Below are 14348 nucleotides of genomic sequence, written 5' to 3'. Positions count from 1 at the left end.
GTGGGGTAATACATAGCTCCCGATTGCCATATATAAGAACAGCCGTGATTGAATAATGTCTTTTATAAAGGTGAACAATGGAGGTAAAAAGCGGGGGTATTGCCATGCCTTACAGGATAACCAATGCCTGCATTGCCTGCGGCGACTGCACGGTCGTTTGTCCCCGGCAGGCCATTGTGGAAGATGGACTGCCCCGTGATAATAGCACCAGTGGTCCCCGGGAAAGGGATGCCGGCGGGGCTGTGAAAGGTTCCGTGGAAGATCCGGCCGCTTTTTTCCGGATAACAGCTGACTGTGATCTTTGCGGCTGCTGCCAGGAGGTCTGCCCGGCCGGGGCTATAACCTGGGAGGATTAAACAAAGAGGGGTAAGTTGAGGCGAATTTGCTGTTGCCGGGGAGGAAAATGGCTTTTCCTGGCGAAAAGTAATAACGTTCCAGGGGGTAAATTCCATTGCGGCGCAAGGAATGGCTTGACTATCTCGGCATTACCATTGGTGCTTTAATTACCGCCCTGGGACTGGTGCTTTTCCTGGTTCCCAATAAAATTGCCGCCGGCGGCGTCAGCGGCCTGGCTACAGTTCTCCATTATGTCATTGGCTGGCCCGTGGGGCTGACCATGCTGGGTCTCAATATTCCCCTTTTCCTGGCAGGGCTAAAAGTCCTGGGCTGGAACTTCGGCCTCAAGACCCTCTACGGTACCATTATGCTTTCTGTTTTTACCGACGCCCTTGCCCTGCGGCTGCATGCGCCCACGGCCAATGCCCTGCTGGCCTCCATTTACGGCGGCCTTATGGGCGGTGTGGGACTAGGAATTGTTTTTCGCTCCGGCGGGAGCACCGGCGGTACCGACCTGGCAGCCCTGCTCTTTAAGCATTTTCTGCATATAAGTTCGGGGGTGGGGCTGCTCCTGGTAGACGCCCTGGTAATCAGCCTGGCGGGCCTCACCTTTAATGTCGAGCTGGCCCTTTATGCCCTCCTGGCTTTGATTTTAACCAGCCGGGCCATTGATGCCATCCAGGAGGGCGGCGGTTATGCCAGGGCGGCGATTATTATTTCCGATCATGCCGAAACCATAGCCCGGCAGGTAATGGAGGAGCTGGACCGCGGCGTAACCGGGCTTGCTGGCCGCGGCCTTTATACGGGCAAGGAGCGGGAGGTTTTGCTGGTAGTGGTGCAGCGCTCCGAGGTCAGCCGCTTGAAAAACCTGGTAGCGGCCATAGACCCCCAGGCCTTTGTCATAGTCAGCAATGTCCATGAAGTCCTGGGGGAAGGATTTCGCCAGTGGCGCGGGTAACGGCGCCGCAGGAATAACCGGCGGTTGGCGCTTCCCGCCGGTTATTCCCTGTCCTCAATCTACGCAGGAGGGATAAAAGCCTTTGCTTAATGATTATCAGGAGTTGACATCAACGGCGCGGCGGCTGCGACAGCACATTATCAGGATGGTAGGCGCCGCCGGTTCCGGCCACCCGGGAGGATCTTTATCGGCGGTAGAAATCGTGACGGCCCTCTATTTTAAAGTCATGCGCCTGGACCCGGCCCGGCCGGACTGGCCGGAGCGGGACCGGTTTGTCCTTTCCAAGGGCCATGCCGCCCCGGTCCTTTACGCTGCCCTGGCGGAAAGGGGGTTTTTCCCGGTAGACATGCTCTTAACCCTGCGCCGGCTGGGAAGCCCCCTGCAGGGCCACCCGGACCGCAAGTCCCTGCCGGGTGTGGAGGTTTCCACCGGCTCCCTGGGACAGGGACTGGCCGTAGCCAACGGCATGGCCCTGGCCGGTCGCCTGGACCGGCGGGATTACCACGTCTACGTCCTCCTGGGCGACGGCGAGCTGCAAGAAGGCATGGTCTGGGAAGGGGCTATGGCCGCCGCCCACTATCACCTGGATAACCTGACGGCTATAGTCGATCACAATCACCTGCAAATCGACGGCCGCGTTGAAGACGTGATGTCCCCGGAACCAGTGGGCGACAAGTTCCGCGCCTTTGGCTGGGAAACAAAGACCATTGACGGTCACGATTTCGGCCAGATCCTGGCCGCTTTTGAATGGGCGCGGGAAGTGAAGGGCAAACCGGCGGTAATTATCGCCGAAACCATCAAGGGTAAAGGGGTTAGCTTCATGGAAAACGAGGCCGGATGGCACGGCAAGGCCCCCAAGCCCGACGAAGTAGAAAAAGCCCTGGCCGAGCTGGCATAACGCTGCCCCCAGTGCTAATACTTGCCGGCGAACTATGAAAATGCAGGCTGAACAAAGCGCTGGAGGATACAGGTGGAGGGCGACTTGGTTCGAGGCTTCAGAGACTCAGCGTTTAGCCACCCCGCCGCCGGGCAAGGTAGAGCGCTAAGTTTGCCAGCCGAGACCCCCCGGAGCCTGCATCCTCCAGCCCCAAAGAACAAAGTACAAATCAACCAGGGAACGCTATTTTATAGCATTTTACGGAGGAAGATATATATGACCAAGATTGCGACGCGGGAAGCCTACGGCAGGGCCCTGGTGGAGCTGGGGCGGCAGTACGAACAGGTGGTGGTTTTAGACGCCGACCTGTCCAAGTCCACCATGACGGCCTACTTCGCCAAAGAATTTCCCACGCGTTTCTTCAACATGGGCATTGCCGAACAAAGCCTTATGGGCACGGCCGCAGGGCTGGCTTTGAGCGGCAAGATTCCCTTCGCCAGCACCTTTGCCGTCTTTGCCACCGGCCGGGCCTTCGACCAGGTGCGCAACGGCATAGCCTACCCCAGGGTAAATGTTAAGATTGCCGCCACCCACGCCGGCCTCACGGTAGGCGAAGACGGGGCTTCCCACCAGGCCATCGAAGACATCGCCCTCATGCGCATCATACCCAATATGACGGTCATCGTCCCGGCCGACGCTACGGAAGCCCGGCAGGCCGTTTTTGCCGCCGCCGAGCATGAGGGGCCGGTATACCTGCGCCTCGGCCGGCCGGCCGTACCGGTGATATACGGTGAAGATTACCAATTCCAGATCGGCCGCGCCCATATCCTGAAGGAAGGAAAAGATGCGGCCGTCATCGCCTGCGGCGTCATGGTCCACGAAGCCTTGAAGGCAGCGGAAGAGCTAGCGGCGGAAGGAATAGACGTCATGATCGTCAATATGAGCACCATCAAGCCCCTGGACCGGGAGGCGGTACTTAAAGCGGCGGGGACGGGAGCGGTGGTGACGGCCGAAGAACATACGGTCACCGGCGGCCTGGGCAGCGCCGTGGCCGGGGTCCTGGCCACGGAAAAACCCGTCCCCATGGCCATGGTCGGCATCCGCGACACCTTCGGCGAGTCCGGCAAACCCGACGAGCTGATGGCCAAATACGGCCTGACGGCAAAGGACATCGCTGCGGCGGTACGGCGGCTGAAGGGTTAAAACTTGGTACCTGTATTGTAAAATGTGCTATAATACCAGTTAGGATACTAAATATAGCAAAATTGGGAGAGAAGAGACTCCGGTTGGAGTGGAAACCATGTATGACATCTTATGGGATAAAGAAACGGGCGGCATTTTACTTACCGAACCCAGTATGGACGGCCTGCGGGGGGAAGTGCGCCCTGTTTTTTTTGAAGAACTTGATCTGCTGGGATTCGACCGTTATTGGTCCTATCCCCGCCAGGAAGAACCCCTGCTCTGGGCCACTCCGGGCCGGCGTTACTTTTACCGGGGTGAACTGGTGGGCGAGGCGAAAGGAGGCGGTTTTTTCCAACCCCCGCAAATAGAGTTCTACGTAAAAGATTTACACCTGGAACCGGTAGCGATTCAAGAGATGCTGGCCAGGAATAGTACCCTGCTGCGGGGGATGGAACACCGGGCAATTGTGTTTATCCGCTCAACCCTGGAGAAGTACCGGAACCGGGTAGATGCTATAACTGTCGCTTTTAGTGGTGGCAAGGATTCCCTGGTCCTTCTGGACCTGGTGCAGAGGGCTCTCTCGCCCGATGAATTTGTGGTAGTATTTAGCGATACCACCATGGAGATAAGCGCCACTTATGAATCTGTGGCGCGGGCCCGGCAGCGCTGGCCCCACCTTGTTTTTTATACGGCCCGCGCGGCTAAAGACGCCCGGACTACCTGGCGGGAATTTGGCCCGCCCAGCCGCATCCACCGCTGGTGCTGTACCGTCCATAAATCAGCCCCTACCCTCTTGCTGCTGCGGGAGCTGGCTGGCAGGAGTTCCCTGCGGGTGCTGGTCTTTGACGGCGTCAGGTGGGAAGAAAGCCAGATCCGTTCCCGCTATGACATCGTGTCGGAGGGGAGCAAGCATAACACCCAGATCAACGCCAGCCCCCTCGTCCAATGGAACGCGGCGGAAGTATTTCTTTACCTTTTTAAGAGGAATATTTTTTTCAATAAAGCCTACCGTTACGGCCTGGCCCGGGTGGGTTGTGCCGTCTGCCCTATGGCTTCTAGGTGGTGGGATTCAATATCATATTTAACTTATCGAAATGATGTAGATAAATTTATAAAAATTATCAGTGATTATGCCAGCCAAAAGAATATCAGCCCCAGAGAGATGGAAAAATTCGTTGCTGAGGGCGGCTGGAAGGGGCGCGCCGGCGGCCGCGGCCTGGAAAACGGTGGCACCGGGGTGCTGGAAAACATTGAGGACAGGGGGATAACCTTTTTCCTCCGCCAGCCGCGGGAAGAATGGCTGGAGTGGGCCCAGGCCCTGGGGGCCGTAATCCGGGAGGGGCCCGACCGGGGCCGGCTGGCCGCGAACGGTATTGACTACCCTTTCCGGCTGGAGCGAAACGGTAAAGGTGTGGCCGTTAGGATCGAGGGCATCCACCGGGCGGACCGCTTTTTCCTGAGCCGCCTGCGGGCCGTGGCCAATAAAGCGGCCTGCTGTAACCACTGCCGGGGGTGCGAAGTGGAGTGCCCCGCCGGTGCCCTGCAGATAGCCGATGCTGTCCGTATCGACGCTGGAAAATGCAGCCACTGCGGGAACTGCCTTTCCTTTACCGGAAAGGGCTGCCTGGCGGCCCGCTCCCTGAGCATCAGCAGAGGAGGTAACGGCGTGAAGGGCTTGAACAGGTACCAGCATTTTGGCATGAGGAAGGCATGGCTGGAGGAGTATTTCCGCGACCCGGGAAACTGGTGGCAATCGCATACCCTGGGCAACCGGCAGTTTGAGGCCATGCGGGTGTGGCTGCGGGAGGCGGAAATCCTGGAAGGTAATAGGATGATGCCCCTGGGGGCAAAGTTAAATTCAGGAGGCGATTAAAGATAGCCTCAGGCAAAAGGGATATACGAAGTTAGCTGGCTTCACCATAAAGGAAGCCATTTTACAAAAACTGTCCGACCCGCAAAGTACCTTTGTCTGGCCCAAGGCTTTCGCCAAACACAGGGGAAGATTCCTGGATTTTGCTTCCCCGGAGGAAGTTGTAGCCAGGCTGCAGGCAGGCGGCAATGTCGACGTCGAACTCATAGAGAGGGTGGCCCGGGTTCTGGAAGAAGAGGGCTTTACTGTCATGGATAACCCGCAGAAGGTCAAAGACTGGATAAAAGAGGTCATCCAGCAGAACAACCTGGCGGGCATTATCTTCATGTGGGATGAATTTACCGATTTCTTTATCCATAATGTCGCGGTAACCTCCCTGCAGGAACTGGCCCAGGCTACAGGAGAATTTCCTTTTTATCTCTTCCTTATTACCCACCGCTCGCCAGAACATTTTCAGCGTCTAGATGAGCAGACGCGCAAGAAGCTTTTAGAACGCTTCCATAACTTTCATTTGGAAATGGCGCCGGTGACCGCTTACCAGTTAATGGCCAATGCTATTGATGTAAAAAAGGATGTGCAAGGGCAATGGGACATCAGGAAGGAAAGCCTGTGGAGCCGGGTAGAAAAAACAACCATCCGTCTCCTGGGTGATGAAGGTCGTAAGGATGATTTCAAGGGACTAATTCCCGTGCATCCTTATGCTGCATATTTGCTGGCCACAATCACCCGGCAGTTTAGCTCCAGCCAGCGCACTCTTTTCAAGTTCTTAAAGGAAGAGGACGAGTACTCGTTTAACTGCTTTCTCAAGAATTATCCCCGGCATGAATGGTACTGGTTTACCGCCGACATCCTGTGGGATTATTTCTTTCGGGACGACAACCCGGAACTGACGGAGCGTATCCGGGACATTATCGGCTATTATCGTTCCCGCTGTGAACAAATAGAAAATGAAGATGAACAAAGAGTTTTCAAGGTGTTAATGCTTCTAATCGCTTTATGGCGGCAAATGCCGGAAGGAAGTCGGTTATTGCGGCCCCTGCGCACAAATTTAGAAATTACTTTCACTGCTACTCCGGTGGCTGAGAGGCTTAACGAAATTGTCCATAAACTCCGGGTTAAGGAGTTAATCCATTCCCTGTTCAGCGGCTCGGAAGAAGAATATACCCTTCCTCTGGTAAATATTGACGAAAGGAAACTGGATGATTTCAAAAAACAGGTTCTGGTAACTTCACCCTTTGAAAGGGTTATTGGCAACAATGGCGAGATAGGCAGCCAGCTATTGAAGATCTTTACCCTTCACGGAGCGGCCCGTCGCAGGCAGGTACTGAATATCGTTTCTGTAAAGGATTTGAAATTCAAACGGGCGAGGGTACAGCCGGATCTTAAACCCTATGAAATAGGCAATGTGCTGGTGGTGGTCCAGGAAGAAGAACAGATGCAGGAAGCTGAAACCCTGAGTGCCACCCTGGCAAAGGAAACAGAACGCACAGCTTATATAGTTATCCAGGCCCCCTTTATGTTAAAAAGATGGGAGGATTGGATTGATAAGAAAGCCCGCCAGAGGTACTGCCTGGATATGCGCGATATGGAGAACGCCAAATTTTACAGCCAGCAGCTCGAGGGTTTAGTCCAGAGATGGTTATCTATTGTAACGCTGGTAAAACATAAGGCCTATTTTGGCGGGCAAGTAATGGAGATAACTGCTCAGTCGAGTTACGAAGACTATTTTAGGATGCTGGTGGAAAGGATATATCCCTGTGGTCCCGAACAATTATCTGTAGTCAATACCCTCTATGATGAAAGGTTTGGCAAGGTCGGCGCTGAGGTCGGTTTGGGCATAAAAACTCCTTATGAACCTTATACTTCGCTAGTAAATGAACTTAAGAAACAGGGTTTCTGGAGCGGCGACGGATTTCAGAGATACCCAGAACACCCTTTAAGCCGGGCTAAGCAGGAAGTCGATAATTTCTTCACGCAGAAAGAGAGTGTAAACATGAGTGAGATCTGGCAGCGCCTGCAGGCGCCGCCCTACGGCCTGCTACCTTCTCCTATCGCTATCACCCTGATGGGGGTATTACTCCGCGACTATGTACAGGGGTATTACTGGTACGACGGTCCCAACTGTTTTTCTTTAAACCCCAATAAAATGGCTGAACTGATCGAAAACACAATGAAAGAGAAGAAAAGCAGCCAGGAATATGAAATTCGCAGGGTTTCTCCCGAAGGGGAGCAGTTCTGTCAACTCCTTCAAGAAATATTTAACCTGCTTCCTGAAATGGCCAGCTATCCTGAAGAAGCCAGGAAAGCCCTGTGCAATTATTTCACTAAAATGGGTTACCCCATCTGGTCACTCTTATATATACCTGCACCCGTTCCAGATAACGATAGTGCTATCAATGACGCCATAAGTGAATTGCAGGCCATCCTAAGTGTTTCCACAGCAGGAACGCCTGATTTAAGCGGGGAACAATTGAAAGCAGTGGTGGGAGCCCTAACCAAGGCGAGACAGATTTTAAAAGAAATGCTGCAAAAAGGCAAATTTGTCGCCGGGATGAATAATTTTATTGCCGCTAAAATACCTGACCTGCCAAGAGTCATGGAAGAATTAAAGATGGATTTCCCTTCCCTGATGCACAGGCTCAAACTCATGATGAACGAAGAAATCTGGCTCTGGGATAAAGCTAAAGTAGAAGAACGCCTGCCGGAATTATATGCGGAGCTGGAACTTGTTAATGCCTTAAATCAACTTTGTGCCGCTCAGAGTAAACAACTGGAGGAGGCTGTTGATTATTTTTCCCAGGAGTGGTTAAAAAAAGCCGGTAAATTACCGCTGAGTATTATTGAGGAAGCTGCGCCGGAACCGGCAAAAAGAATTATTCATGAGTTAAAAGAACTGGTATCCTGCCGTGGTAAGGGTTATCACTCCAAGCTGGAGCTGGCTCGACAGCTTAAAGATACAAAAGAAGAGGTACGGCAGGCTATCAATTGCCAAAAGGAAGCTCTGATGACCTGGATTAAACGTAGTAGTCCCAGCCAGGAAATAACCCCGCAAGAGGCAGAAGAAATCTACAATGGTTTACCGGATTTAAGGCAGCAGGCTAATCTCGACGTTATACTTAGTACCGTCCGGAGCCAGCTTGATTCCCTGGGCAGGCGTAAACTATACCGGGAATTGAAAGCTAAATGGGAAGAAATAACCGGGTGTGAATCGCCGGATGCCTGGAGTAAGAAAAATAAAATACCTATTTATTGGGTCCTAAATGACCAGAATTACAGACGCTTGCTGGAACTGGTGCATCGGGCGGAAACAAAACCCGTAGCAGAATTGCAGCAAGCCTTGGAATTCCTGCAAGTTCATGCTGAGGGGCTGACAGTTTTAAAAGATCACCAGTTCATAAAGAGGAAATTCATAGCCGCTGTAGCCGGGGAGTATAACGAATTGCTTAAAGAAGACGGCGTTGTGGAGGAGTTAAAGAATCACCTGTTTAGCACCCTTGGGCAGGAGGTATTATCCTGGCCTCACCGTATTCCTGAGGTTAAGAATGCTGTCAGGAATTGGATGGAGAATTATTACCAGCATAAGGCTTATAGATATGTTCTGACAAAGATTGAGGCTATGCCTGAGGAGCGGGTTAAAGGGTTGCTAAAAAAATTGGCTCAGGATCCCCTGGTAGGCAATCTTTTACTACAGCCATAAAGTATTCAAAAAAGGGGTGAGAATATGGCTGTGTTTACTAATGTTGATGATCTCATCAGGGTTTTACGTTATGAGGTCCGGGAACCAGCCCGTTTCCCGGTACGTTTTATCTTGGTTAAAGGTTTAAGCGCCTGGAAAGATATTATCGACAGGTTAAAGCTGGAAGTAGATGCCACCCTGGAGCTATCTTTTTTCTGCAAGGATCAGGATGTGTTTCCTTATTTACCTTCTTTAATCAGAGAGCTAAAGGATAATGGTAAAAAGAAAATCCTTATTTTACCCTTGTCTGAATGTTTGCGTTTAATACCATCTTCAAGTTCCATCTTAAGGGAGCTGGCAGTCCTGGAAAATGTTGGTCAAAGCAGGGTTTATATCCCCCTGTTAGAGATTGAAGATATCTTCGTCAATGAAATGGAAAAAATCGATCGTTACCGCCAGGGTTTATTGCCGGCGGCCTGGGTATTAAAGGGGGAAGGCGCGGTTAAAGTTCGGGCGGCTCCCTTTCGTTTAAAGAGTGAGGCCGGAAAGATTGTTGCCGGCATCAAAAGATATTTGCAGGTTTGGGAGAAAGGTGGTCGGGACGATATCTACCTGGTTTCTCAGCTTGCCCCGTATTTAAACAGTATAATAGGCAATTTTGAAGTTAGGATTTATAAAAACGCTTTCGAGTTTGCCAGGGGAAATTTGTCGGGTATAACAGATGCTTGCCTAGAGTGGGGGGAGGACAATCAGTGGCGATGGCTGATCGAGGAAAGGGAAGAGCAAGAGGAATTTAGTAAACTTGCAGCCAGTATTTTTAATGTTAATAAATTTGATCCCTGGCAGTTGTATTCTCGTTGGGAAACCTTCGAGGCTAATGAAAAGTGGCTTTTGTGGTTATGGAGCAAACTTGAAGCACCGCCAGGAACATATTTGCACCTGGCCTTAAAGGATAGTACCAGTGTCAGCCATATAGAAGAAAACATTGCCAACGGCGTGTTCAAATATAAATTAGAGGAAAATTTGCTCAAAGAACGGAAGGCACTCCTGGAAGGATTAAGATTAAAAGAAATGCCCTCCTCTTTCTGGCTGGCTTTCCATGCATTAAATGATCCCCTGGAAAAAATAAAAGCCTTAACAGGATTAACTACGCAGGAAAAGGAAAATGTAATTCTGGTCGTACAGGATTTAATACAAAAGGGCATAGCAAAAGAGTCCTGGTGGCCTTTCCTGGAGATCGCATATCCGGAGCTATCTTATTATCTGACACCCTGCCAGTTTGAAGACGATTTTATCAGCACCTATTTCCGGCATTATGTAACTTCGCGAGTACTTGATAAACCACTGGCGGAGCTTTTGGACATGGCAAGGAAGGCAGCTGAAGAGAAAAAAATATGGTCTCTTGCCACCCAGGGTAGTCTACTGGAAAAATACAGTAAAGATGACATAAAGACGATCTGGGTTGACGGCATGGGCCTGGAATGGTGCGGGCTGATCAGGGGTTTAATAAATAACCGTTATGATAATGTAAAAATAGAGGTTTTCATTTCCAGGGCCTATCTTCCTACTACAACAGAATTAAATAAAGGATGGGAAAAAGAAGAAGATGTAGAACGGCGACTTGATGATCTCGCCCATAAATATAACTATCGTTTCCCGCGCTTTTTAAGCGAAGAAATAGATATAATTAAGAACATGGTCGAAAGGGCAGTACAGCTTTTAAGGCAGTATACAGAAGTTATTATTACTGCGGATCATGGTCTTACCAGGTTTGCTTATTATGGTGGCAGCTCTCAGATACCGGAGGACGCCAGAGTACATAGGTGGGGCCGCTATGCGGAATTAAAAGATAGTAGTAATACTGATACTGAATACCCCAGCACTACGATTGTAGAAAATGGCAATCTTATTACTGCTGTTCATGAAAAATTTAAGGGTGGCAGGGGTGCTATAGGCGAAGTACACGGGGGAGCCACCCTGGAAGAATGCCTGGTGCCGTTAATTAGAATATGGAAAGCTAAAGAAACTTCACAATTACCAGGGTTTGAGCTGGTGACTCCGGTTATAAAACTTAATGTCTATGGTGAGGGACAAATGATCGTTACGGTATCAGAACCAATTAGAATTTTAAAATTGAAAGTTGCAGGTATGTATTTCTTGGGAAACCAGACAGTGACGGGTAACTGGTCAATTTCCATCAAGAATTTAAAAACAGGAGAACACAGGGCTGCTTTGGAATATGAGGATGGTGTCCTGGGTGAGATAAGGTTTAAGGTCATCAAGGGCCTGATGCTAGACGAAAATATGGGATTGTGAGGTGAACTGAACATTGGTAGAAGATATTAATAATAACTTTGTCAAAAAGTTAAAGGACATATTCAGTGATATAGTGGTGTATAAAAGTGCCCAGAGGAATAAGTTCTTTTTATCGCTGGGTATACCTTCTTTTTTACGTGATTGGCTGGTAATGCGTTTTGCTGATTCAGAAGGAAATGTAAACATGGATGAAGTTAATGAATATATAAAGCAGTATTTACCTCGCCGTGATCAATGGGAATTATTAAAGAATGACATGATTAAAGATGGCAGCAGGGTTCGGTTTTTGGCCAAGGTTAGGGTAGAGCTTGATGTAAAAACCGGCGAAGGATTATTCAGTTTTCCAGATTTTGGATTTCCCAGCAGAAAATATGAAGCAATCATTACCGATCGAGTCTTAAGGGAAGAAAAGGAGTCACTTTTATCATCAACGGAAACATGGGGCATTGTGGAACTGGAATGGAGGCGGGAAGGATTAGCCGGGCGAGGTGAAGAAGGCAGGGTATTTATGGTTGATTTTAAACCTTTCCGGCCTTACAAAGTCGATCTTGAATTTTACCAGGAAGCAAGGAAGGAATTTGATATTACTGAGTGGATAGATTTGATACTAATGGCCATTGATTATAACCCTTTAGGTTTTCTTAATTTCCAGGAGAAACTTATTATGCTCAGCCGGTTACTCCCTTTTGTAGAAAAAAGGGTAAATCTGATCGAGCTAGCTCCCAAGGGGACAGGTAAATCTTATCTTTTCTCTCAAATAAGTAAATATGGCTGGCTGGTAAGCGGTGGTAGCATAAGTCGGGCGCGGTTATTTTATGATATTAGCCGTCGTACTGTAGGCCTGGTCAGTCGCTATGATTATGTCGCCTTAGATGAAATCCAGAGTATTAGCTTTCCTGATGAGGAAGAAGTACGAGGTGCATTGAAAGGATATTTAGAAAGCGGTGAATACAGGGTCGGCGATCACCGTGATGTAGGAGATGCTGGTGTCATTTTACTGGGGAATATTAGCGAGGGAATTATGAACGAAAATAAAAATATGTTCCGCGAGCTGCCGCAAGTATTTCAGGAATCTGCGTTAATTGACCGTTTCCATGGCTTTATCAAAGGCTGGCATATCCCTCGTATGCGCGAAAATATGAAAGCCGAGGGGTGGGGGCTTAATGTTGAATACTTTTCAGAGATACTTCATGCTTTGCGGGATGATATTCGGTACCGCGCCGTAGTTGATGATTTATTGGAAGTACCCAAAGGGGCTGATACCAGGGATAGTGAGGCTATAAAAAGGCTGGCTACCGGTTTTTTAAAGCTTTTATTCCCTCATGTGCTTTTATTAAAAGAGGTCGAAACCAGCGATTTTGAAGAATACTGTCTGAAACCTGCCTGCAAAATGCGTGCCATTATCAGGAAACAGCTTCATATAATGGACCAGGAATACCAGGAAAACATACCAGACATAAAGTGCATCAAAGGTTAGATAAATGGAGGCATGCCCGGTGTCTGAGGAACAGTATCATAATGATGAACAGTATAATAATGTTATGTCTAATGTAAAGCTTCTCCTCGAGGAAATAGAAAACTATATTAATGTACTTATTCTGGATATTCTTCCCAGGAAATTGGGACAAGCTGCCTATGTTGGCGATTATAAAGTAGTTGAAGAAATAAGAGAGCAAATTATTAGGGTCAGCGGTTTCCTTAAAACGGCCCAAAAATTACGGCAGGAATGGGATGTACTTTTTAGTAAAAAAGTCGCCGGGGCTAATATTTCACCTCATACGCCAGAATTACCCCCACCTTTCCCAGCAGGGGAAAGAGGGGCAGAAACGACCCCGGAGGCATTTTATCGTCTGCCAATTCTCGAAGCGCTAGTCGAACTGGGTGGGGAAGCTCCCGGAAAAAAGGTGCTCGAATTAGTATATGAAAAGGTCAAAGATCAACTTTTGGCAAGTGATCTCGAACCCATTCCCAGTGGTAAAGACATCCGCTGGCATAAAAATGCCAACTGGTGTCGATATAAAATGAAAGAAGAGGGGTTATTGGCCTCTGATTCACCACGTGGTATATGGGAAATAACATCCCGTGGCCGGGAAGAACTAGAGCGTTTAAGGAGATAGGCCTGGCCATAAAAGCTATATATAGCTATATATCCCTGGCACGTCACCCTGCTATATAAAGACGCTCTTTTTATCACTCATTTGCTTTATTGATCCTTGCCCTTTATAGTTACCATAATATCGGCAAGGATGTTTAGTAATTCCTCAACCTTAGTGATTTCTTCTTTTATTACCTCCGGGTCAGGCTCAACGAAAGCTATGTAATCTATCTCTTCACGGTCCCGGAGCAAAGCGTCGTATAACGTGCCATATTCTTCGGGTATGATCCCGGGTTTAACCAGATCACGGTGAAGCGCCGCCCTAACGCCGCTGTGTTTTTTATAATACTTGCCCTGCAGCATTAATACAGCGCTTACTGCATAAAAGGCGGCGTAGTACAAACGGTTGGCGCAAAAATCATAATTTTTCTCTTCGAACTCGCGCCGGGCCGTATTTAAACTGCGCCTGGCTTTATCCATCCAGTATTTGGCCAGTGTTTCCCGGTTTTCCTGCATCTAGAACGCCACCCCATCCCGGTTCACTTCTTCCTTTATAGGTAAAAGGGAATAAAGGCCGGTTTCCCAGGAACGCTCATCAACAATCAGGGCGCTGATATTGCAGTCATAAGCCAGGTTAATCTTTGTGACTACAGCGTAAATTTCGTGCTTTTCCCTGTGCCGCATAGGCCGCTTCGTGAGAACCAGGACATCCAGGTCGGATTCTTTTTCTGCTGTTCCCCTGGCCACTGATCCGAAAATCATGGTTTTGGTGACCGGATAGCGTTCTGTCAATTCTTTTTTTAACCGGGAAAGCGCTTGTTTCTGAGCTGCAGATAGCCGTAATTCCCTGAGTAGAGGCAACGCTCTTCACCCCCGATAGCTCTAGTGATTATCTCTTAAAGCCATCCATGTATAAATTATATCATACCAGGAATATATTCTATCCCAGCTTTTATGCCGTAAGCCTTTATCTTTGTCTAATTTAGACCAGCCGGGCTAAAAAGCCAATCAACAAGGCTTTTTATACAGAAACGATAG

At 49.2% G+C, this 14348-nt stretch carries 11 protein-coding genes; 9 read left to right on the top strand and 2 right to left on the bottom strand.

Annotated features, from left to right (window positions below):
• Nucleotides 1–104 precede the first annotated feature (104 nt).
• The 9 genes from NWF31_RS12255 (at nucleotide 105) to NWF31_RS12215 (ending at nucleotide 13332) form a co-directional block, all read left to right on the top strand.
• A complete protein-coding gene (locus NWF31_RS12255) occupies nucleotides 105–356 on the top strand; it encodes a 4Fe-4S dicluster domain-containing protein (RefSeq protein WP_258360794.1) in 252 nt (83 codons plus the stop codon).
• Between the two features lie 95 nt (nucleotides 357–451).
• Nucleotides 452–1294, top strand: a complete 843-nt coding sequence (locus NWF31_RS12250; protein ID WP_258360793.1) for a YitT family protein — start codon at nucleotides 452–454, stop codon at nucleotides 1292–1294.
• Between the two features lie 82 nt (nucleotides 1295–1376).
• Nucleotides 1377–2192 (top strand): transketolase, encoded by an 816-nt coding sequence (locus NWF31_RS12245; protein ID WP_258360792.1) that lies wholly within the window; start codon nucleotides 1377–1379, stop codon nucleotides 2190–2192.
• A gap of 255 nt (nucleotides 2193–2447) precedes the next feature.
• Nucleotides 2448–3374, top strand: coding sequence for a transketolase family protein (locus tag NWF31_RS12240; RefSeq protein ID WP_258360791.1), 927 nt, complete (start codon nucleotides 2448–2450; stop codon nucleotides 3372–3374).
• A 97-nt stretch (nucleotides 3375–3471) separates the two neighbouring features.
• The gene (locus NWF31_RS12235; protein ID WP_258360790.1) at nucleotides 3472–5226 is read left to right on the top strand and encodes a phosphoadenosine phosphosulfate reductase domain-containing protein; all 1755 of its coding nucleotides are present in this window, start codon (nucleotides 3472–3474) and stop codon (nucleotides 5224–5226) included.
• Nucleotides 5227–5437: 211 nt separating this feature from the next.
• The gene (locus NWF31_RS12230) at nucleotides 5438–8920 is read left to right on the top strand and encodes a hypothetical protein (protein ID WP_258360789.1); all 3483 of its coding nucleotides are present in this window, start codon (nucleotides 5438–5440) and stop codon (nucleotides 8918–8920) included.
• Nucleotides 8921–8944: 24 nt separating this feature from the next.
• Nucleotides 8945–11215, top strand: coding sequence for a BREX-4 system phosphatase PglZ (pglZ, locus tag NWF31_RS12225; RefSeq protein ID WP_258360788.1), 2271 nt, complete (start codon nucleotides 8945–8947; stop codon nucleotides 11213–11215).
• A 13-nt stretch (nucleotides 11216–11228) separates the two neighbouring features.
• Nucleotides 11229–12692 (top strand): BREX system Lon protease-like protein BrxL, encoded by a 1464-nt coding sequence (gene brxL, locus NWF31_RS12220; RefSeq protein WP_258360787.1) that lies wholly within the window; start codon nucleotides 11229–11231, stop codon nucleotides 12690–12692.
• Nucleotides 12693–12711: 19 nt separating this feature from the next.
• Nucleotides 12712–13332 carry a winged helix-turn-helix domain-containing protein gene (locus NWF31_RS12215; protein WP_258360786.1) on the top strand — a complete coding sequence of 207 codons (621 nt, stop codon included), beginning with the start codon at nucleotides 12712–12714 and terminating at the stop codon, nucleotides 13330–13332.
• A gap of 86 nt (nucleotides 13333–13418) precedes the next feature.
• On the opposite strand, the gene NWF31_RS12210 is transcribed toward NWF31_RS12215, so the two are convergent.
• Entirely contained in the window at nucleotides 13419–13826 is a 408-nt protein-coding gene (locus NWF31_RS12210) for a HEPN domain-containing protein (RefSeq protein WP_258360785.1), read from the bottom strand.
• Nucleotides 13827–14171 carry a nucleotidyltransferase family protein gene (locus NWF31_RS12205; protein ID WP_258360784.1) on the bottom strand — a complete coding sequence of 115 codons (345 nt, stop codon included), beginning with the start codon at nucleotides 14169–14171 and terminating at the stop codon, nucleotides 13827–13829.
• Nucleotides 14172–14348 lie beyond the last annotated feature (177 nt).

It is taken from the genome of Neomoorella sulfitireducens (assembly GCF_024733845.1).
GTDB classification, from domain to species: Bacteria; Bacillota; DSM-521; order Neomoorellales; family Neomoorellaceae; genus Neomoorella; species Neomoorella sulfitireducens.
The sequence above is the reverse complement of the archived record's forward strand: the minus strand, read 5'-3'. Positions and strand labels throughout refer to the sequence as shown.